Genomic DNA, 18,421 nt, shown 5'->3' with positions numbered 1-18,421 from the left:
CTTTATCCCTTCTTTTGGAAGGGGTTTTCTTTTTAAATCTCTTTAAATTAATTTTTTATGTCCTCGTAGCTCAGCTGGATAGAGCACACGATTCCTAATCGTGAGGCCATGCGTTCGAATCGCATCGTGGACACCATCTTTTATAGCAAAACTTTAGTATTTTTTTTGTAAAATAATCTAGAAATTTTACTAACTTCTTAAGGAAATGCAATGGGAAAGTTAAGCGCAGGAATTCTTGGGATTTGTTTGCTATTAAGTAGTATGGTGTTTGTGTATGGGATAGGCAATATCGCACTTAGTTTTAAAGAAAAAGAAAGAAGTGTAACTGTAAAGGGTTTGAGCCAAAGAGAAGTGAATGCAGATGTGATGATTTTACCCATTCAGTTTAGTAAAACAAATAATGATTTGAATGCACTTTATAAGGATTTAGAAAAAGATTCCAAAAAGCTTATAGATTTTCTTATAAAAAATGGTATTGAACAAAATGATATTACTCTAAAAACCCCTATAGTAACTGATAGACTTGGCAGTATGTATGGAGAGAATAAAGAAGCTACTTATCGTTATTTGGGTGTTGGAAAAGTTTTGCTTTATACTAAGCAGGTGGATTTAGGTAGGGAGATTTTATCTAAGCTTTCAGAACTTGGAAAAGAGGGAATGATTTTTAAAATCAATGATTATGAAGTGGAGTATCTTTATACAAAACTAAATGAGATTAAGCCAGAAATGATTGAAGAGGCTACAATCAACGCAAGAGAAGTGGCTAGTAAATTTGCACAAGATTCTAAAAGCACACTAGGAAAAATCAAAAATGCCACACAAGGACAATTTAGTATTACAAATCGTGATAATAATACACCTTATGTAAAAAGTGTGCGTGTAGTTTCTACGATAGAGTATTATTTAAAAGATTGATTTAAGGGAATAAAATGATTATTAAGGGTGCAATGATTTGTGATGCTAAGCAGGAGCAAAGAGGCGATGTAAGGATTGAAGAGGGCAAAATCATAAAAGTAGCAAGAAGTATTTTGCCAAATGAGAATGAAGAGATTATTGATGCAGAAGGTATGGTGCTTTTACCAAGTGCTATTGATTTGAATGTTAGAGTAAAAGATTTAAAACTTACTAAAAATAATCTTATTGAACTTTCTAAAAAGGCTTTAAAGGGTGGAGTAACTCTTGGGGTTTTGATGCCAGATTGCAAGCCATCTCTTAGCACGGAAATGGGAGTAGAGCTTTTAAATGCTTTAAAAGAAGACTTTAGGGCAAAAATAATTCCAGCAGTAGCAAGTTGCACAGAGAGATTATCTAGTGGAAATTATGGTATCAATGAGCTTTCTACTCTGCACAAAAAGGGTGCTTGTGCAATTTATACAAAATCTAGCGAAGAGGGAAATATTCTAAAGCGTGCATGTGAATTTTCTTCTATGCTGAAAATGCCTATGTTTTTTGAGTGTGAGGATGAAAGTCTTAGTGCAAATGGGGTAATGAATGATGGAGAGCTTTCATGGAGATTAGGGCTTCCTGCGATTCCTACTTTAAGTGAAACAAAAGAGGTAGCAAAGATAGCTGAAGTAGTTTGTTTTATGGGGGTAAAATCTGTATTTTTGTGTATTAGCACAGAGAGATCTATGGAGATTTTATTAGAAGCTAAAAAGAGAAATAAAGATATTTTTATTCAAACTTCTATCCATCATTTAATGCTAACAGAAAATCTTTGTAATGGCTATAATAGTGCAGCTAAGATCAAGCCTCCATTAAAAGGAGAAGCTACAAGGGAAAAGTTTGTAAAGCGTCTAAAAAAGGGCGAGATTGATTTAATTACTTCTTTGCAGTCTGAAAAATCTCTATCACAAAAAGATTTAGCCTTTGATGAAGCTGCTTTTGGTGTGGATATGATAGAGTATTATTATCCTTTGTGTTATACAGCACTTATTAAAGAAATGCATTTAAGTTTGCAAGAGATGAGCAAACTTATCTCTTATAATCCTGCATTGGTTTTAGGAGTAGAGAAAAATAGAGGGCTTATTGAAGTGGGATATGATGCAGATTTAGTTTTGCTAGATCCTAAAGAAAATGAAGTTATTGGTGAAGTAAGCTCTCCTTATTATGATAAGATTCTAAGCGGGAAAATAAAAAAAGTTTTTACAAGCAAGGAAATTCTTAGTTTTTAAGGAATACAAATGGAAGCAAAAATATTATTGATATTAGATAAGATGCTAGATTGGTTAGTGGATTTTCTCCCAAATTTAATCAGTGCGATTTTAATTTTAGTCATTGGTTTTTATTTTGCAAAAATTCTATCAAAATATCTTTCAAAGGCTGTTATTAAAGCCACAAAAGATGAAACTTTTGGGAGTTTTTTTAAAAATGTGGCTTTTGTGGGGTTGTTAATCTTAGTTATAATTACAGCATTAAGTAATCTTGGCGTAAAGACAACTTCTATCATCGCAGTTTTAGGGACAGCAGGACTTGCAATCGCACTTTCTTTAAAAGATTCTTTATCTAATCTTGCAGGGGGAATTATTTTAGTAGTTTTACGTCATTTTAAAAAGGGGGATTTAATTAATGTAGCAGGAATTATGGGGATTGTAGAGAGTATTAATCTTTTTCATACTAAGCTTATTACACCTGATAATCAAGTAGTAATTTTGCCAAATTCTTCCATAGTGGCTGCTCCTATTACAAATATTTATGCAAATAAAACGCGTAGAATGGATCTTATTTTTGGAATTTCTTATACAAGCGATTTACAAAAAGCAAAAGAAATTTTAGAAGAGATTTTTAAAGAAGATAAAATCGTTTTGCAAGAGCCACCCACTATCGTGGGTATAAATAATCTTGGGGCAAGTAGTGTGGATTTGCTTGTAAGATTTTGGGTAAAAAGTGAGGATTATTTTAGTGCAAAGATTAATTTACCCCAAAAAGTCAAACTTGCTTTTGATAAAGAAGGAATTGAAATCCCTTATAATAAGCTTGATATTAATATCAATAACGCACAAGCTTCGCAAATCTTACCAGTTTTAAAGGGGGAATAGTGGAGCTTATAGGTGCAAGTCATTTATTAGTTTGTGATGATTCTTTTAGTATTTTAAAAGAGGGTGGGATTTTATATAATGCAAGTGAGATTTTAGAGGTTGGAAGCTATGAAAAGCTTTTAAGCAAAAATCCAAACTCTTCTAAATTTTATGAAAATTGCGTTTTAACGCCTGCATTTGCAAACTTGCACACACATTTTGAATTTTCGCAAAATGCAGGAATTTTGCAATATGGTAGCTTTGAATCTTGGCTAAATAGCGTGATAGAAAATAGAGAGCACTTAATGGATGAGGGGCTAGAAGAAAGCATAAAACAAGCTATTAAGAAAAATTTAAAAAGTGGCGTGAGTTTTGTGGGAGCAATTTCTAGTTATGGATATGATTTAGAGATTCTAGCAAACTCTCCCTTGCGTGTTTTATACTTTAATGAAGCGATAGGATCTAAAAAAGAGGCTTTACCTTTTTTGTTTTCTAACCTAAAAGAAAGACTAAAAGAAAGCCAAAAATTTAGCTCAGAGCGTTTTTATCCTGCACTTGCTATCCATTCTCCCTATTCTGTGCATAGTGAGCTTTTAAACGATGTGCTAACTTTGGCTAGAGAAGAAAATCTCCCGCTTAGTGTGCATTTTTTAGAATCGAGTGCAGAATTAGAATGGCTACAAAAGGGAAGTGGGTATTTTTTAGAATTTTTTAGAAAGTTTTTTAAAGAAGAGTGCAAACCCTTTTATAATCCTTTAGAGTTTTTGGAGTATTTTAAAGATAATAAGGGTGCGTATTTTGTGCATTTACTAGAAGCAGATAGAACAATAAGAGAAGAGTTAAAAAAGCTAGAAGCAAAGGTGATTAGCTGCCCTAGGTCTAATCGGCTTTTGAATAATAAATTACTAGCGCTAAAAGATTTTAGACAAAATGGCTTTAAAACAATTTTTGCAACCGATGGATTAAGCTCTAATGATAGTTTAAGTTTGCTAGATGAGCTTAGAATTGCCTTGTATGCATATGCAAATGAGCCTTTAGAAACTTTAGCACAAGAGCTTATTTTAGGAATAAGTAATTATGCCTTTAGGGATAATCCTATGGGGTTAAAAGCGGGGATTTTACAAAAGGGCTATGTGAGTGATTTTGCACTTTTTAAACTAGAAGCAAAAGAGCAGATTCCATTGCAATTAATTCTCTATGCAAAAGAAGTAGAATCGCTTTATATTGCAGGCAAAAAAATTGAGTTTTAAGGAGAAAAAGATGGAGAAATTACCTATTTTTAGGGAATATGATATAAGGGGGGTATATCCTAAAGAGTTAAATTTTGAAAATGTTGTAAAAATAGGATATTTGCTTGGTTTAGAGTTAAAGAAGCGTGGTGGAAACTCTATGGGAGTTGGCTATGATGCAAGATTGCATTCAAAAGAGATTTTTAGCTATCTCACACAAGGTTTAGAAAGTGCGGGAGTTTTAGTTTATTCTTTGGGGGAGATTCCAACTCCTGTGGCTTATTTTGCACTCTATCAAGAACTTAATGGGATTAGGCTTGATGGAAGTGTGATGATTACAGGTTCTCACAACCCAAAAGAATATAATGGCTTTAAAATCACGCTTTTAAAAGAGCCTTTTTATGGTAAAGATATTTATAAGTTAGAAGAGGAATTTTACAAGTTGCCTTTGCCAAAAACCAAAGAAGTTAATCCACCTTTTTTGCCGGCATTAGAAAAATATATAGATTTTATGGTTAAAGAATTTAGCGCGCTAGAGGGGTTAAATCTTCCGCTTTGTATAGATTGTGGGAATGGAGTGGCAAGTTTAGGAATAGCAGAGATTTTGAAAAGGTTAAAAATTGTTTATAAGGGTTTATTTATGGAGCCTGATGGGAATTTTCCAAATCATCACCCAGATCCAAGCGAAGAGAAAAATTTGAGCTTTCTTAAAGAAGAATTACAAAAGAGTGGCGGGATAGGATTTGCCTTTGATGGAGATGGAGATAGACTAGCCGTGCTTAAAAAAGATAAAATTTATAAAGGCGATGAACTTGCTATTATTTTTGCAAATAGCATTGAAAATCCTTATGTAATAGGCGAGGTAAAATGTTCGTTGAATATGTATGAATCTATTTCTAAGATTGGCAAAACGCTTATGTATAAAACAGGGCATAGCAACTTAAAAGTAATGTTAAAAGAGCAAAATGCGGATATGGCTTTTGAAGTTTCGGGGCATATTTTCTTTAAGCATCGCTATTTTGGCTATGATGATGCAACCTATGCACTTTTAAGACTTTTAGAACTTGTGAAAAAAGATGGAATGGAGTTTGATAAGGCTTTAGAAGGATTGCCTAAGCTTTATTCTACGGATGAAAAAAAGATAAAAAGTAGTGATGCAGACAAATTTAGACAAATTGATAGACTTAAAAATGCACTAAAAAATCCACCCAAAGATTTCCCAAAAATTGTAGAGATTGTAGAGATTGATGGAGTTAGAGTGATTTTTGAAGAGGGTTGGGGGTTAATTAGAGCAAGCAATACAACTCCAGTTTTGGTTACACGCTTTGAGGCAAAATCTAAAGAGAAAATGAAATTTTATGAAGAAAAGCTTTTAGGGCTTTTAGGGAGTTTGCAAAACTTAAATTAAAGAGGGAAGCCCCTCTTTTATAGTGGATTTTTATAAGTTTTAATAATGTCTTTGTTGTTGCTTCTATCTAAAATATAGATTGTATCGCCTTTAGTAGCCATAGATTTTGGGTTATCTAGTCCTTTAATTTCATAGGCATCTATGATTTTAGCATTTTTATAGTCAATTACAAGCATTGTGCTATAACGCATACTTAAAGCAAGCATTTTATCGCCTATAATATTACTTGCAACAATATAATAATCATTAATGTTTCTGCCTTCTTTTAGTTTTAGATTTTTATCTACACTTAGAGGCTTTTCGCCACTTAGCATATAATCTTTGGTGCTTGCATAGGATAAAATAAGTTTAGGGCTGAATTTGTTTGGAATGCTAATAAGATACAAAAATTCTCCATCACTTGCGTAAGAATGCACATAATTTTGCTTTGCACGGATTGTTAGAATGTATTTTCTTGAGGGCTCAAACCAACCATTTTTGTTTGTATAAAATGCAGGTGCAATAGAACCGCTCGTTTCTTTGAAAGCTTGCCATTCTAGCATGGGATCAATTTTGGTATTTGCATCTACTTTTTGCGCACCACTAAAGGTTTTATTAAATGCACCAAAAACTAATTTATCTCCTATAAAAGTCGCATCCACAATGTATTTCATATCATAGCCATTAGATTTATCAAAGAGCACATAACCACTAGAAGTTTTAAAATCTTTTGTATAAGAAAGTGCCATTTCATTGCTAATGAGCACAAATTCATCACTATTTTGATGATAAGCAATGGCGTTTATAGATTTATATTTGCTAAGTTCGGGGATTGAGATTTCATAGCTTTTATCTAAAGATTCTATATTTTTTGTTAGCGTAAATGCACCTTGTGAGCTATCTCTTTGGATTTGTAATCCGCTTGGTTCTATTAAATCTTTAATATAAACATTCTCAGGAGTGTTTTTACCCAAAAGATTAAATTTAAATAATCTACTCCAAACTTCAGTTGTCCAAGTCTTAGTCATCATAGACATATCAAAGCTTAGTCTATCTGGGTTTGATTTGCCGGTAAATGGTGGGATTCCATTGATGATTAAAGCTTGAAAGGCGTTAGAGCAAACCACCAAAAAAGAAGCAATAATTACAAATTTAGAATAAGAATTTAGTGGTTTAACTTCTATGTTCTCACTAGCTAAATCACGCATCATAGAACTTCTTTTGTTTATAAAAAGTAATGCTAATCCCATAACTACAACAACACACCAATAAACCACCACAGCCCATGTGTAAGTGTGTGCTCCTACTAATTTATCGCCAAGCCCTATGCCAATATCTCTTTGCCACCAGCTAGCAGTATGGCGGATACCCATATAAATGCCATATCCTGCAAATAAAAATACACATACGATGTATTTCATCTGCGGTCCATAACGCAAGATAAACATTCCTAAAATACCAATAATCACCATTCCAATACGTTCAAACCAGCAAAGGGTGCAAGGAGATTCATTGTGAAAATACCCTAAATACACATTTGCAAAGCTAACAGGAATAGCAAGTATTAGTAATACTGCTGTTGTCATAAAAAGATAAAAGTATTGATCGTTTTTGTTTAAAGCTAGCATTTGAGCCCCTTACCAATTTCCACTAGGGATAATAGAATCAAAGCTTGCAACTAAATACATAAAGTAGTTTAGACAAGCTCCTACTAGAAAAATGCTAAAGATTAATTTTTCTTTTTGTGGTTTAAGCAAGATGAGCAATATAGAAACTGCCAGTAACACTAGAATTGTAAATTCCATAAAATCCTCCTAAAATAAAGTAATTTTAATTATATAATATATTTTTTTAAATTTTTATAATATTTTATTTAATGATTAAAATTAAAATAATTAATATTTAAATATATTTAGGAGGCATAGTAATCCCTTCTTTGTGTTATGGCAAGAAGTAAAGCGATGAAGAAATCTGAAGCTATCGTATATAAACCTAAACCACCCATTGTGCCAAAAGCAATCTAACCTCAATATAATCTCTTTAGACTGCCACAGCCTCTTATGGAGGCTTCATGGTGGCATATTAATTTGTCCATTGTCATACAAGGCACATTGTGCCAAAGCAATCTATTTTCTACTCTTGTAAGGTTATTTCTGTTACTATGAACGAAGCATAGCGGAGTGTGGTAGTTTAAAATGGCTTGCTTTTAAAGATTAATTTCTTTAGATTACCACGCAAAGCGCGTTGCCTTGCCCGTGATGATATTATGAAGACTTAAGGCTTTTAGCTACTGTAAAGATGTAACTTCTCCTATTATTATGAGGAGTGAAACGACGAGGCAATCTAAGAGAGTAACCTAAATGTAATTTCTTTGGGTTATCACGAGCTTTTAGAGCTCGTAGTAATGAGTAATAAATTCTATTTAAAAGAGCAAAATTATTTATACTATATCACAAAAATCAAGCGGGAGAATTTCTGAAGATTTAGGGTAATAATGAATAAACTTATCTAAAAACTGCTTATGTGTAAAAAGTTCTCCATAAATAAGGACATTTTTGGTTTGAAAATTTTCTTCTAAATCACGCAAGAAATTTGCAAAAAATTCTGCTAAAGAATCTAAAATTCCAAAACTTAGGAGTTCTTTATCAACACCTGCTAGATTAAAGCTCATTGTAGAGCAAATTGTTTTTAGAGGATTTAAGGAGATATTGTCTTTGTTTTTTTCTAGCTTAAAATCAATCCTTGGTCCTTTATTGCCCATAAAATTTTTAGCATGCAACATTAGATTTTGATAGGATTCTTCTAGCGCGTCTTGTAGTTTATTTTTATTAGAAAAGCCCAAAAACAATCCGCAAACACCCATTAAATCTAAAATATTATTTGAAACTCTACTTTCTTGTGCAAAATTTTGGAAATAATTAATAATGGCTTTGTTGGGAGCGCTAAAGTTTTTAACTAGTTTTTGGGTGGTTTCATTTAGTTCTTTTAGGGTTTGTAAAATAAGATTTGGATTGGTTTCAAAACAAAATGAAAGTGCTTGTTTGGTTGTTTTATGCAGGTGCATAAGCACTTTAGTATCTTTGTAGCAATAAAGTATGTTGATGTTGTCTAAATTTTCTTTTTCTATTTTTTGATGAAATTCTTGTAGGATATTAGAGATCTTTTTAGTGTTGTGTGGAACAATAATGGAATTAGAACCTATTGTGATTTTAGGGGGCATTATGTCTTTATTAAAAAAGGCACAAATGCCATTTTGGATTTTTTCTTCTTTTGGTGGTAGCAAATAAAGTCCATTGTAATTATCCAAAAATTTTGTTAGAAGTAAGAGCAATGGGTCAAAAGGTAAAATGCAAGGGGCTTCTCTTTGTGGAAAAAAGTTTGCAAAAACTGCTTTATGGCGTAAGTGGATGATGGGTTTTTCAAGAGTTGCTAAGGCTTGTAACTCTTCTTTGGTTGTTATGAAGAGAGTTTGAGTGCTGTTTAAACAAAAAGGCATAAATATAAAATCTTCTTTAGGGGGAATAGGGGAATTTTCATCAAAAAGAACAAGGGATTTTTTCCCCATAGATGTTTTGATGAAAATTTCTTCCTTTGATATAAGTTTTTGGGCGATCTGTTTTAAAGTATTTTGTAATTCTTTTGCATTTGTAAGGGGAATTTTCTCTCCATTTTCTATTAAGGTAAGTTTATTTTGATGATAGCTTGCAAAATCTTCCCAAAGATTGCAAAAGTGTGGTGAATCTTTTTTTGTGATTTTCTCTAGTTCTTTTGGGGTTAGAAAGGGCAAATCTTGTTTTTGTAGCTTTAAAAAGGGAAGTTTTGTTTCTGTGTTTGTTAATTCTTTAAAAACCCATTGCAAAGAAAGTGGGACAATGCTTTCTAGCTTTTGGCAAAAATCTAAAAGCTCTGTTTCTTCTCCTTCTAAATGGATTGTTAAAGTATCATCATCTTTGTAAAAAGTAGGAGTGATATTGTGGCATTCGTTAATGATGGCTTGCAAAAAGAAATCTCTCACTTCAAATGTGAGACTAAGAGAGTGAATTTTACTAAAGACTAAAGAGAGAATCATCTAAAAACCTTTATAGGATAAATTTGCAATTTCTTGTAAGGATTTATTATCTTTTTTTGTGTGAGAAATATTAAAAGATTCTAAGAATTTTAGTGCTTGTTCTTCCATAATCTTAGCACCTTCTAAGACTTTAGGCGAGATTTCAAAGGTTGGATCAGTACCGATAATTACAGGCTTAATGCCTAAAATTTTTGTGTTAGGCAAATCGCCTAGCATTTCAATCATTTGCAAGGTTTGTAGCATTTCTACTTCATGGGCACTCCCAGCCCAAGTGATATTATGTGGGATTTCTCTAAAATCAAAATAATACACAGCACCAATTTCTGCATCCTTAGCATCTACACAATCTAAAATCAAAACTTCATCATATTGTGTGATGATAGGGATTAAATGTTGTGCCATTGTCCCTCCATCAATAATATCTAAAGTATGGTTTGTATTAAAAGTATAATTGACTTTAAGGAGATTGGATAAATGCACCCCAATCCCCTCATCGCCAAATAAGATATTTCCTATCCCTAGTATGAGAATTTTCAACTATTGCTCTTCTTTTTCAAATTTTACGCCACTTACAATGGTATCAATACCAGATCCTGGGAATCTTGTAGCATTCCAAGAAGCCATATAAATATGGATAGGGATAAAAATAATAAATGCCCAAGTTAAAATATGATGCAATAATCTCACATTAGCAATTCCACCACAAAGTACTTCAAGAGGTTTCATAATAGGCATTAAAACTCCCCCAAGTCCTTCATGATAAACATGAGCATACAAGATAAGTCCGCTTAGAGAAATACCTATAATTAAAAGCATTACAAACATATAAGTAGCAAGTTGTAAAGGATTATAAGCACCTTTCATATGGGGGTGTCCGCCTAAGAGCATATAAGTTTTTAAAATCTTAATCCATATAAGGGGATTGATAAAATCTAAAAAAGATTTTCGCTCAAAACTGCATTCTTTTGTAAAAATAAAAAGATAGATTCTAAAAATGGAAATTGCAATCAGCAAAAACCCGAAAATTAAATGCCAACTTCTCATTAATGCATATAAAAATCCTGTTGGCTCACCGCTAAAATTATCAGGAGCTAAGAAAGGATAGGCGATATAAAAGCCAGTTGCAATAAGAGCAAAAATTGCTATTGCCCTTATCCAGTGAAAGATTCTTGTGAGTTTTGAAAACTCATAAATGGGTTTATAAGAAGCCATAATTTCCCCCTTTAGATTCCACAACCAAGAGCAATTGGATTAATTTTATATTGTGAGAGCTCATTACCTTTTGTATCCATTACATGCACAGCACAAGCAATGCAAGGATCAAAAGAGTGAATGGTTCTAATAATTTCTAAAGGTTGTGTTAAATTTTGTATTTTCATACCTACTAAAGAAGCTTCATAAGGTCCCATTTGTCCTTTAGCGTCTTTTGGCCCTGCATTCCATGTGCTAGGCACTACGCATTGATAGTTTGAAACCACGCCATTTTTGATTCTAATCCAATGGCTTAAAGTTCCTCTTGGAACATTTCCTATATAGCGTCCTTTATATTCTGCATTATTATCAATCTTATAAGGAGCGCAAGTGCTTTGATCGCTTTTTAGATTTTCTACCAAAGAATTAAAAGCTTCAATACCATAAGTAGCAGAAAGTTTGCACTCTAAAACCCTTGCAGCAGTTCTACCTAAAGTGGAGAAAAGTGCTTCAATAGGCAACCCTGTGTCTTTTAAAAATTGTGTTGCAATTTCTGTAATTCTAGGATTTTTTGCAGCAAGTCCTACTACAATTGCTGCAAGTGGTCCTACTTCCATAGCATCTCCATTATAGCGAGGAGATTTAATCCAGCTATATTTGCCTTGAATATCAAGAGCTTTTGTGTCAATCTCTGTGCCATCAGGCCCTATGGTTTTAGTATCTACTAAACCAGTGTAATTTGCATTTGTTTCACCATCATAAGGGTGGAGAGCTTTATCATTTTTATACCATGAGTGTGTAGCTTCTTCTGTGATTAATTCTTCTTCTAAAGGTAAGAGCTTAGAAATATCCCCATTTCTTACAATACCAGTGCTATAAAGAGTTTCAGTTTTATTAATAGGTATTTCAGAGTGGCATAGGAAATTTTTAACACCACAGCCTTTTAGGACGCTTGGTTCATTTTTATAAACTTCAGCCGCCATTACAACATCTGCATAATAAGCACGATTTACGAAATCTGCTACTTCTTCATATTTTGTTTTCCAATCGGCTAGTCTTGAAGGATCTAAAATATCAGCTACACAAGTTACACCGCCTACGGTTAAGCTTTGTGGATGTGGTTGCTTTGCACCAAAAATTGCCATCATTTGTGCTGCAACTCTCTGCACATCTAAAGCTTTTAGATAGTGAGAAAGCACAATTAAGTTTTGCTCAGGAGAGAAGCGATAAGTCTTGTGTCCCCAATATGCGTTAGCAAAAGGTCCTAAGCCTTGTTTTGCACTTGCAAATTTTGCTACTTTTTCTTGCACGGCTTTAAGTTCATCAGCACCTGTTGCAATAGGGTTTTTGCTATATTTAAAAGCAAGCTCACTCGCTTTTTTAGGATCTGCTTTAAGTGCTGAAGTAATATCACACCAATCAAGTCCATGCAAGTGATAAAAATGCACTAAATGATCGTGTAGAACTAAAGAAACATTCATTAAAGAACGCACCATTTCTGCATTAAAAGGAACTTTAATTCCAAGTGCATTTTCTACTGCACTAATTCCTGCTTTATAATGTGAGTAGGTGCAAACACCACAGATTCTTTGCACCATAAATCCTACATCTCTAGGATCTCTATTCTTTACAATTACTTCAATTCCTCTCCAAAGAGTAGAGCTAGAATATGCTTCTTTAATTACATTTTCTTCGTCTACAATTACTTCAATTCTTAAATGCCCTTCAATTCTTGTGATAGGATCTACTATGATTCTTTTTGACATTTATTCCTCCTTAATTGTCTTTTTTGATATTAGAGAGTAGGGCGTGGGCTGCCATACCAATAGCTGCTGCACCAAGAAGAGTAATACCGATATTATCAGCAGTTCTATCTGCACCACTAAAGAGAGGAGCGTCATAGAGCTTGCTAGCAAGTGGTTCTTCAAAAGGTCCCATGGAATCCCAAAAATTTGGCTCACTACAACCAATACAGCCATGTCCTGCTTGAATAGGCCAGCTTGTATGAGAGTTAAAGCGAAGTTTAGAGCAGTTGTTGAAAGTATAAGGACCTTTACAGCCTACTTTATAAAGACAATAACCATTTTTAGCACCCTCATCCCCAAAAGTTTGAACAAACTCTCCTGCATCAAAATGCCCCCTTCTTTCACATAAATCATGGATTCTGTGTCCATAAGCCCATTTTGGACGATTGAAAGCATCAAGGCTAGGAAGTGTGTTAAAAAGAATGAAGTGGATAACATTACCCACGATATTTTTTTCACTAGGAGGACAACCAGGGACATTGATTACAGGTTTTGAAATGACTTCACTTAGCGGTTTTGCGGCTGTTGGGTTTGGGTTTGCTGCTTGAATCCCACCAAAGCTAGAACAGCTACCAATAGCAAAAATAGCCTTTGCATACTCGCTTGCTTCTTTAGCACTTTCTAAGCCACTTTTTCCATGCGCGCCGATAGTTAGAAATCCTCCACCTTCACCCGTTGGGATACCACCCTCTACCATTAAAATGTATTGATTTTTGTATTTTTGAATCGCAGTTTCTAAATTGTGTTCTGCTTGAAATCCTGAAGCTGCCATAAGGGTTTCGTGATACTCTAAAGAAATATAATCAAAAATTAAGCTTGCAATTCCAGGTCCATCGCTTCTAAGAAGGCTTTCGCTACAGCCGGTGCATTCTGCCATATGTAGCCAAATCACAGGAAGCCTATCTGCAACTTCAGCGGCTTTTGCTGTAAGTGGAGTGAAACTAGCAGGTAAAGATAGCATTGCAGTCATCGCACCTGCCCATTTCATAAAATCTCTTCTTGAGATACCATTTTTTTGTAGCATTTTTTTAATGCTTTGCCCCTTTTTTAAAGGGGGAAGTTTAGATATTTCCTCTAGTCTTTGTTCGGCTAGTTTAAGTTTAGTGTGTTCTAGCTCCATAAATACTCCTTTTATTTTGGAAGTTCAAGATTTTAAAGAAAATACTTTATTGACTTTTAAAAGTATATTCCTAATCTATTTATTTTAGCACTATTTATTAAAAAGTTAAATAAAATTTGTGTTTTTAGTTTGAATTTGTAAGATTTGCAGGGGTTTTTGTAGCATTTTCTGTTGTGGTAATGCTAGAGGATTCAGGGGTGGAAAGATCTATGAGCCAATAAAATTGTGAGGTTTGTGAGGTTTCATCTTTTAGGGTTGCGATTTGGTGTCCTTGTCTTTCTTGAATAGAGGCAATTTCGCCTACATAAATATTAGGATAAAAGATAGAATCATATCCACTTGTATAAATTTTTTCTCCTATTTCAATATTTGCAAAAAGAGGAATATAATCAATAATAAAGCCTTTATTGAGATCGTATTTGGCAATTCCGGGTATTTTTTTCTCGCCAATAATAACACTATAACTACACTTTTCATCGCCATTTAGATAGCCAACTAGTCTATTATTGTCTAAAGTGGCAATTCCAGCGACTTTATTTTCATTGACAAGCCCAAAAATCATATTTTTTTTATAATCTTTATGGTTTTTAAATTCTAGCCATATTCTTTTATAGTCGTTCATTTTTACATAAGAAATCGTCCGTACAAGATGAGCGGTGTCAAAACTCGCTTCAATAGGGGCTTGAAGATTTGCAAGTAAATTTTTATATTCCTCTTTTAAAGACAAATAAGAATACTCTAAAGCCCTTTTTTTTGCGACTTCAGAGCTTAATTCTTTAATTTGTTTTGCCTGATTAAAGTGCCGTTCAATCACATTTGAAATATTGTTATTGAGGTTTAAAAAACCAATTTTAATACTTTGTGTGATATAAAGCACCTTAGAATGAAATTCTTTGGAAACTTGCGTAGAGATAAAAAACACAATGGATAAAAAGATGAACCAAAGAAAGATCTTTTTCATTCTTTACTCATAAGTTAATTGTTGTAATACATCGATTTCTTCTAGGGCTTGACCGGTTCCTTTTGCCACACATAAAAGAGGCTCGTTACCAATATAAACAGGGAGTTTTACAATATCAGAAAGATATTTGTCTAATCCTCTAATAAGTGCTCCACCGCCTGTTAGAACGATACCATTTTCTACAATATCCCCTGCTAAATCAGGTGGCATTTGCTCTAGCACATCTTTGAGTGCATTTGAAATTTCTTTTAAAGGTTCTTTCATAGCCTCTCTTACATCTTCGCTTGTGAGTTCAATGGTGTTAAGAAGTCCGCTTACTTGATCGCGTCCTTTAACTTGCATATAAAGAGGCTCATTAAGGCTAATTGCAGAACCAATTTGTATTTTAATCTCTTCTCCAGTTCGCTCACCAATCAGTAGGCTATATTTGCGTCTTACATAATCTACTACTGCATTATCTAGCTTATCACCAGCAGTTCTTAGGGATTTTGAGATTACTAAGCCTCCAAGAGAGATAACTCCAATTTCAGTAGTTCCTCCTCCAATATCTACAACCAAGCTTCCTTTTGGCTCTTTTACAGGAAGTCCTGCACCAATAGCAGCAGCCATAGGCTCTTCAATCAAAAATACTTCTCTAGCACCTGCACTAATTGCAGATTCCCTAACAGCTTTTCTTTCAACTCCTGTTAAACCATAAGGCACACAAACGATGATTCTAGGACGCATAAGGGCTTTTCTTTTGTGGGCTTTTTCAATAAAATGGCGAATCATTTTTTCTGTCATATCAAAATCAGCAATCACACCATCTTTCATGGGACGCACTGCTTGAATGCTTCCAGGAGTTTTACCTACCATTTCTTTAGCTTCTTGTCCTACTGCTAAAACTTTATTTTTCATAAATCTATCATTTTGTATTGCTACAACAGAGGGCTCATTGATGATGATCCCTTGTCCTTTTACTAATACAAGTGTGTTTGCAGTTCCTAAGTCAATTGCAATATCATGTGAAAACCAACCAATAATTTTATCTAATAGCATTTTTCCTCTCTTGTAATGGATTTAGGCAGTTTTTTTACTTTTTTTGTTGCGTTTTAGCAAAATAGGTTTGCTTTTATTTTCTACAACATCTTTTGTGATAATTACCTCATAGCCTTTAAGTTCGGGTAATTCATACATAATATCTAGCATAACTTCTTCTAAAATAGATCTTAGTCCTCTAGCTCCCGTTTTTCTTTGAATTGCAAGTTCTGCAATGGCTTGTAAAGATTCTTCTTCAAAGGTTAATTGCACTTCATCAAGACTAAAAAGCTTTTGGTATTGCTTAATGAGGGCATTTTTGGGCTTGATGAGAATATTTACCATAGCTTCTTTAGTGATTTCATCTAATGTGGCAATCATATGCAATCTTCCAATAAGTTCAGGGATTAATCCATAGCTTACAAGATCATCGGGCTCTACTTCTTCTAAAAGGCTATTTTTAAGTTCTGTTTTATTTTCTTTTTTGTGGTTAAAGCCCAATACATTATTACCCTTGCGTCTTTGGATAATATCTTTTAAACCATCAAACGCACCTCCGCAAATAAACAAAATATCCTTAGTATCTATTTGGATAAAATCTTGATTTGGGTGCTTTCTGCCACCTTTTGGAGGGATATTTACCACACTGCCTTCAATAATTTTTAAAAGTGCTTGTTGCACTCCTTCGCCTGAAACATCGCGTGTAATAGAGCGATTTTCTGAAAGTCTAGAGATTTTATCAATCTCATCAATAAATACAATCCCTCTTTGTGCTTTTTGCACATCTCCATTAGCTTCTTGTAAAAGTCTTGTTAGGATATTTTCTACATCTTCGCCCACATATCCAGCTTCTGTTAGGCTTGTGGCATCACAAATCGCAATGGGGATATTTAAAAATCTTGCAAGAGTTTGTGCCATAAGTGTTTTACCGCTTCCAGTTGGACCAATGAGTAAAATATTAGATTTTGCAATCTCTGTATCATCGCCATTATTTTGAGAAAAGATTCTTTTATAGTGGTTATACACGGCTACGCTAAAGACTTTTTTGGCCTTTTCTTGTTCAATAACATATTCATCTAAGACAGCTTTTAGTTCTTTTGGAGGTAGAAGGGTTGTTGATTCTTCTAGCTCTTGTAAGGCTTCTAGGGCATCATTAGAGATATTTTCATTTTCCGCAAAAAGTAGTTTATAAGATGCAATGACGCAGTTTTTGCAAATGCAGACATTATTTCCTGCAATTAAGGGATTTTTGCGCGATTCTTTGGATTTACAAAAATTACATATACGCTCACTCATGATTTTTCCTTATAAATGGGATACCTCTTGTAGAATGAATGATAAAATGGCACATTTTGGCTACATTTTCATCACAATTTTGTTCTAAAATTTCTTGTGCAATTTCTTTAATAGGTTTATTTCCTAAAAAAAGTTTTTTATAGGCATTGTGGATTTTATCTACTTCGTGGTGTTCAAAGTTTTTTCTTAGGCGATGAAGATTTAAGCCTCTAATAACAGCACGATTTCCCTCTGCCATACAATAAGGGGGAATATCTTGAGCTAGGGCACTAGCACCTGCAATCATCGCATAGTCCCCCACTTTTACAAACTGATGAATAGGGGTTAAACCACCAATATTAATATGATTTCCTAAGATAATATGTCCTCCGAGGGTTGCACCATTTGCTAAAATACAGTGATCTCCTATAATGCAATCGTGTGCAATATGCACATAAGCCATTAAAAGATTGTGATTGCCTATAATTGTTTTGCTACCTCCGCCTTCTGTTCCGGGGTTTATCATCGTAAATTCTCGGATTTTATTGTGGCTACCAAAAATAAGATAGCTTTCTTCTCCGTGAAACTTTAAATCTTGAGGGATAGTCCCTAAAACTGCGTTGGGAAAAACTTCATTATAATCACCTAAAGTTGTATTTCCAGTAATTGTTACATGGTTATAAATTGTGCAATTAGCACCAATTTTTACATTTTTTCCAATAACGCTGTAAGCTCCGATTTTTGTATTTTCGCCAATAATAGCACCTTCTTCTATGATGGCAGTTGGAGCTATGAGGGCAGATTGTGCGATACTCACTTAGAATCCTTTTTATCTACTACCATAGCTTTTAAAACCGCTTGAGCTACTAGCTTTTCATCTACATAAGCATAGCCTTGTAAAACCCAAATCCCTCCTTTTTGTTTTAAGGCTTCTAGTTTATAGACAAGTTTATCTCCAGGAGTTACGGGATTTCTAAATTTTGCTTCATCAATGCTCATAAAATAAACAATTTTATCGCCATTATTAGAAGCATCTTCTCCAAACATACTCACAAAAGCTAATACGCCCCCTGTTTGTGCCATACCTTCAATAATATAAACACCTGGATAAACAGGTTGGCTAGGGAAGTGACCATTAAACACATCTTCATTAATTGTGATGTTTTTAAAGCCTTCAATGCTTTGATTTTTGGTTAAGGAAGTGATTCTATCCACCAATAAAAGAGGATAGCGGTGTGGTAAAATCTCTTTAATTTTTTGAACATCGTATATCATTGTTAAGGAATCCTAAAAATAAAAATCTACTTTATTGTAGCATAAATAATATAAAATTTAAGCTATTTTGCCCTT

17 protein-coding genes and 1 tRNA gene are annotated in these 18,421 nt (G+C 33.8%); 6 read left to right on the top strand and 12 right to left on the bottom strand.

Features of this window, described 5'->3' with window-relative positions; translation table 11 throughout:
* The first annotated feature begins 59 nt into the window (after positions 1 to 59).
* From EBF09_RS03415 to EBF09_RS03390, 6 genes are all read left to right on the top strand, one after another.
* Positions 60 to 136, top strand: a tRNA-Arg gene (locus EBF09_RS03415).
* 74 nt (positions 137 to 210) lie between these two features.
* A complete protein-coding gene (locus tag EBF09_RS03410; RefSeq protein ID WP_121763735.1) occupies positions 211 to 915 on the top strand; it encodes an SIMPL domain-containing protein in 705 nt (234 codons plus the stop codon).
* 14 nt (positions 916 to 929) lie between these two features.
* A complete protein-coding gene (locus EBF09_RS03405; RefSeq protein ID WP_121763734.1) occupies positions 930 to 2,174 on the top strand; it encodes an amidohydrolase family protein in 1,245 nt (414 codons plus the stop codon).
* A 9-nt stretch (positions 2,175 to 2,183) separates the two neighbouring features.
* Positions 2,184 to 3,038, top strand: coding sequence for a mechanosensitive ion channel family protein (locus EBF09_RS03400; protein WP_121763733.1), 855 nt, complete (start codon positions 2,184 to 2,186; stop codon positions 3,036 to 3,038).
* Positions 3,038 to 4,267: an aminofutalosine deaminase family hydrolase gene (gene mqnF / locus EBF09_RS03395; RefSeq protein WP_121763732.1), complete on the top strand. Its 1,230-nt coding sequence runs from the start codon at positions 3,038 to 3,040 to the stop codon at positions 4,265 to 4,267. The genes EBF09_RS03400 and mqnF overlap by 1 nt, the downstream gene beginning before the upstream one ends.
* 10 nt (positions 4,268 to 4,277) lie before the next feature.
* Entirely contained in the window at positions 4,278 to 5,654 is a 1,377-nt protein-coding gene (locus EBF09_RS03390; protein WP_121763731.1) for a phosphomannomutase/phosphoglucomutase, read from the top strand.
* A 17-nt stretch (positions 5,655 to 5,671) separates the two neighbouring features.
* On the opposite strand, the gene EBF09_RS03385 is transcribed toward EBF09_RS03390, so the two are convergent.
* The 12 genes from EBF09_RS03385 to fabZ form a co-directional block, all read right to left on the bottom strand.
* Positions 5,672 to 7,261, bottom strand: a complete 1,590-nt coding sequence (locus EBF09_RS03385; protein ID WP_121763730.1) for a disulfide bond formation protein B — start codon at positions 7,259 to 7,261, stop codon at positions 5,672 to 5,674.
* Positions 7,262 to 7,270: 9 nt separating this feature from the next.
* The gene (locus EBF09_RS09060; protein WP_157978160.1) at positions 7,271 to 7,438 is read right to left on the bottom strand and encodes a hypothetical protein; all 168 of its coding nucleotides are present in this window, start codon (positions 7,436 to 7,438) and stop codon (positions 7,271 to 7,273) included.
* 635 nt (positions 7,439 to 8,073) lie between these two features.
* A complete protein-coding gene (locus EBF09_RS03380; protein WP_121763729.1) occupies positions 8,074 to 9,702 on the bottom strand; it encodes a protein hydE in 1,629 nt (542 codons plus the stop codon).
* The gene (locus EBF09_RS03375) at positions 9,703 to 10,239 is read right to left on the bottom strand and encodes a HyaD/HybD family hydrogenase maturation endopeptidase (RefSeq protein WP_121763728.1); all 537 of its coding nucleotides are present in this window, start codon (positions 10,237 to 10,239) and stop codon (positions 9,703 to 9,705) included.
* Positions 10,240 to 10,914, bottom strand: coding sequence for a Ni/Fe-hydrogenase, b-type cytochrome subunit (cybH, locus tag EBF09_RS03370; protein WP_121763727.1), 675 nt, complete (start codon positions 10,912 to 10,914; stop codon positions 10,240 to 10,242).
* 11 nt (positions 10,915 to 10,925) lie between these two features.
* Positions 10,926 to 12,659 carry a nickel-dependent hydrogenase large subunit gene (locus tag EBF09_RS03365; protein ID WP_121763726.1) on the bottom strand — a complete coding sequence of 578 codons (1,734 nt, stop codon included), beginning with the start codon at positions 12,657 to 12,659 and terminating at the stop codon, positions 10,926 to 10,928.
* Positions 12,660 to 12,669: 10 nt separating this feature from the next.
* Positions 12,670 to 13,818 carry a hydrogenase small subunit gene (locus EBF09_RS03360; protein WP_121763725.1) on the bottom strand — a complete coding sequence of 383 codons (1,149 nt, stop codon included), beginning with the start codon at positions 13,816 to 13,818 and terminating at the stop codon, positions 12,670 to 12,672.
* A 124-nt stretch (positions 13,819 to 13,942) separates the two neighbouring features.
* Entirely contained in the window at positions 13,943 to 14,779 is an 837-nt protein-coding gene (mreC, locus tag EBF09_RS03355) for a rod shape-determining protein MreC (RefSeq protein ID WP_121763724.1), read from the bottom strand.
* A gap of 3 nt (positions 14,780 to 14,782) precedes the next feature.
* Positions 14,783 to 15,817: a rod shape-determining protein gene (locus EBF09_RS03350; protein ID WP_121763723.1), complete on the bottom strand. Its 1,035-nt coding sequence runs from the start codon at positions 15,815 to 15,817 to the stop codon at positions 14,783 to 14,785.
* 21 nt (positions 15,818 to 15,838) lie between these two features.
* Positions 15,839 to 17,092 (bottom strand): ATP-dependent Clp protease ATP-binding subunit ClpX, encoded by a 1,254-nt coding sequence (clpX, locus tag EBF09_RS03345; protein WP_121763722.1) that lies wholly within the window; start codon positions 17,090 to 17,092, stop codon positions 15,839 to 15,841.
* The gene (lpxA, locus tag EBF09_RS03340; protein WP_121763721.1) at positions 17,085 to 17,888 is read right to left on the bottom strand and encodes an acyl-ACP--UDP-N-acetylglucosamine O-acyltransferase; all 804 of its coding nucleotides are present in this window, start codon (positions 17,886 to 17,888) and stop codon (positions 17,085 to 17,087) included. Before lpxA ends, clpX begins: the two co-directional genes overlap by 8 nt.
* Positions 17,885 to 18,346: a 3-hydroxyacyl-ACP dehydratase FabZ gene (gene fabZ / locus EBF09_RS03335; protein ID WP_121763720.1), complete on the bottom strand. Its 462-nt coding sequence runs from the start codon at positions 18,344 to 18,346 to the stop codon at positions 17,885 to 17,887. The genes lpxA and fabZ overlap by 4 nt, the downstream gene beginning before the upstream one ends.
* Between the last annotated feature and the right edge of the window lie 75 nt (positions 18,347 to 18,421).

This window comes from Helicobacter burdigaliensis, from assembly GCF_003670295.1.
In the GTDB taxonomy this organism is placed as follows: Bacteria; Campylobacterota; Campylobacteria; order Campylobacterales; family Helicobacteraceae; genus Helicobacter_D; species Helicobacter_D burdigaliensis.
This window is presented reverse-complemented; position numbering and strand designations above follow the sequence as displayed.

Coding starts and splice junctions, on each gene's coding strand:
- EBF09_RS03410 (WP_121763735.1), top strand. CDS start 211: ATGGGAAAGTTAAGCGCAGGAATTCTTGGGATTTGTTTGCTATTAAGT.
- EBF09_RS03405 (WP_121763734.1), top strand. CDS start 930: ATGATTATTAAGGGTGCAATGATTTGTGATGCTAAGCAGGAGCAAAGA.
- EBF09_RS03400 (WP_121763733.1), top strand. CDS start 2,184: ATGGAAGCAAAAATATTATTGATATTAGATAAGATGCTAGATTGGTTA.
- EBF09_RS03390 (WP_121763731.1), top strand. CDS start 4,278: ATGGAGAAATTACCTATTTTTAGGGAATATGATATAAGGGGGGTATAT.
- EBF09_RS03385 (WP_121763730.1), bottom strand. CDS start 7,261: ATGCTAGCTTTAAACAAAAACGATCAATACTTTTATCTTTTTATGACA.
- EBF09_RS09060 (WP_157978160.1), bottom strand. CDS start 7,438: ATGGAATTTACAATTCTAGTGTTACTGGCAGTTTCTATATTGCTCATC.
- EBF09_RS03380 (WP_121763729.1), bottom strand. CDS start 9,702: ATGATTCTCTCTTTAGTCTTTAGTAAAATTCACTCTCTTAGTCTCACA.
- cybH (WP_121763727.1), bottom strand. CDS start 10,914: ATGGCTTCTTATAAACCCATTTATGAGTTTTCAAAACTCACAAGAATC.
- EBF09_RS03365 (WP_121763726.1), bottom strand. CDS start 12,659: ATGTCAAAAAGAATCATAGTAGATCCTATCACAAGAATTGAAGGGCAT.
- EBF09_RS03360 (WP_121763725.1), bottom strand. CDS start 13,818: ATGGAGCTAGAACACACTAAACTTAAACTAGCCGAACAAAGACTAGAG.
- mreC (WP_121763724.1), bottom strand. CDS start 14,779: ATGAAAAAGATCTTTCTTTGGTTCATCTTTTTATCCATTGTGTTTTTT.
- EBF09_RS03350 (WP_121763723.1), bottom strand. CDS start 15,817: ATGCTATTAGATAAAATTATTGGTTGGTTTTCACATGATATTGCAATT.
- clpX (WP_121763722.1), bottom strand. CDS start 17,092: ATGAGTGAGCGTATATGTAATTTTTGTAAATCCAAAGAATCGCGCAAA.
- fabZ (WP_121763720.1), bottom strand. CDS start 18,346: ATGATATACGATGTTCAAAAAATTAAAGAGATTTTACCACACCGCTAT.